Origin of the sequence: Mycobacterium sp. (assembly GCF_049673265.1) — a bacterium.
GTDB lineage: Bacteria > Actinomycetota > Actinomycetes > Mycobacteriales > Mycobacteriaceae > Mycobacterium.
Genome location: NZ_JBATXN010000154.1, coordinates 1 through 2,014, shown reverse-complemented (window position 1 = coordinate 2,014; position 2,014 = coordinate 1). Strand labels below are relative to the sequence as shown.

The following is a 2,014-nucleotide window of genomic DNA, read 5'->3' as shown; positions in this document are numbered from 1 at the left end:
TTCGCCTTCAGTTAGCCTGCCCGCCAGCGCACGCAAAGCACCGGGGTTCAGTATTGTGTCCGTGTGCGGGCAGAGGAACTCGAAGAGAAGTTCCCAATCGTGCCCATTGACTCCGATGCTGTCGACGCTGCACGCATGATCGCCGAGCACCATCTGCCCGGCCTCCTGGTCACCGATACTTCCGGGAACCCGTACGCGGTTTTGCCGGCCTTCGCGATGCTGCGATTCATTCTGCCGCGGTATGTGCAGGATGATCTGACGCTGGCCGGCGTCCTTGGCGATTCGACTCCTGAGGAGGCCATGCGGAATTTGGCGGGAAAGACGGTCGGCGACGTGTTGCCCGACTATCTGCGTGAGATTCCGTCGGTCGATGCGCGCGCCACCATCACGAAGGTGGCCGCGGAGATGGCGCTGGCGCGAAGTCCGCTGATCGCGGTCACCAAGAACGGGAAGTTGCATGGTGTGATCACCGCGTCACACCTGCTAGCCGCGGCGCTGAAATCTTGAGCGCCCTTTCGCCGCACGTGTCCAGCCGGGCGTGTGCCCGACGGCAGGACAACCGATGAACCTCGTGCACTCCATCTACGCGGCGACGGTCTTCGTGATCGCCTACGCGTTGATCACCACCGAGCGTTTCAACAAGACCATGGTGGCACTGGCCGGCGCGGTGGCCGTGTTCTTCTTGCCGGTGATTAACTCCGATGAGGTCTTCTACTCCCGCGACACCGGGATCGACTGGGACGTCATCTTTTTGCTGCTCGGGATGATGATCATCGTCAGCGTGGTCCGCCAGACCGGCGTATTCGAATACATCGCGATCGTGTCGGCCAAACGCGCTAAGGGCTCACCGCTGCGGATCATGATCCTGCTGGTGCTGGTCACCGCGGTCGGTTCGGCCTTCCTGGACAACGTGACCACCGTGTTGTTGATCGCACCGGTCACCCTGCTGGTGTGTGACCGGCTGGCGATCAGCCCCGTGCCATTCCTGATCGTCGAGGCGTTCGCCGCCAATATCGGTGGCGCGGCAACCCTGGTCGGTGACCCGACCAGCATCATCATCGGTACCGGAGCGCACCTGAGCTTCATCTCGTTTTTGACCAACATGGGGCCGCCGGTGGTCATCGTGCTCGCCGCACTGCTGCTGCTGCTGCCCCGCCTTTTCCCGGGTTTCTTCACCGTCGATCCCGACCGGGTCGCTGATGTCATGTCGCTCGACCAGAGCGAAGCGATCCGCGACCGCAAGCTACTGATTCAATGCGGAATTGTCTTGGTCGCGGTGTTCACCGGGTTCGTCGCGCACCACGTGATCCACATGGAGCCGTCACTGGTGGCGATGACCGGAGCCGGCATCCTTATCATCATCTCCGGCCTGACCCGCGAGTTCTACCTGTCCAGCGTCGAGTGGGAGACGCTGCTGTTCTTCGCGGGACTGTTCATCATGGTCGGCGCCCTGGTGCGGACCGGTGTCATCAGCAACTTGGCCCATGCGGCCAGCCACGCGACCGGCGGCAATGAATGGCTGACGACAATACTGATCCTCGGGGTGTCGTTCCTATTCAGCGGCTTTGTCAACAACGTTCCGTATGCCGCCACCATGACACCGATCGTCGCCGAGTTCGCCGACTCCATTCATGGCCACGCCAACTCCGGCGTGCTGTGGTGGGCCCTGATCCTGGGCACCGTCCTCGGTGGCAACCTCACCGCCATCGGGGCCAGCGCGAACATCGTCGTGGTCGGAATCGCGGAGCGCGCAGGCAACCCGGTACCGTTTTGGGACTTCACCAAACGAGGGGCCGTGGTGATCGCGGTCTCGTTTGCGATTTCCATCAGTTACCTGTGGCTGCGTTACTTCGCCTTCACTTAGCCCGGTCCGCGCCAGCGACGGTCGTGCGAAGCGTACGAAATCCTGACGGCGATCCCGATCACCGGAGCATCCCGGCGCAAGTATTGTGTCGGTGTGCAGGCAGAGGAAATCGACGAGAAGTTCCCAGTCGTCAATATCGACTCAGATGCG

The 2,014-nt window shown here is 62.0% G+C and carries 2 protein-coding genes; both read left to right on the top strand.

The features are described from left to right. Nucleotides 1-63: 63 nt before the first annotated feature. On the top strand, nucleotides 64-507 hold the full coding sequence (locus WBF82_RS05450; RefSeq protein WP_424382066.1) for a CBS domain-containing protein: 444 nt from the start codon (nucleotides 64-66) through the stop codon (nucleotides 505-507). Between the two features lie 55 nt (nucleotides 508-562). Beyond that, nucleotides 563-1,864: an SLC13 family permease gene (locus tag WBF82_RS05445; protein WP_424382065.1), complete on the top strand. Its 1,302-nt coding sequence runs from the start codon at nucleotides 563-565 to the stop codon at nucleotides 1,862-1,864. Nucleotides 1,865-2,014: the final 150 nt, after the last annotated feature.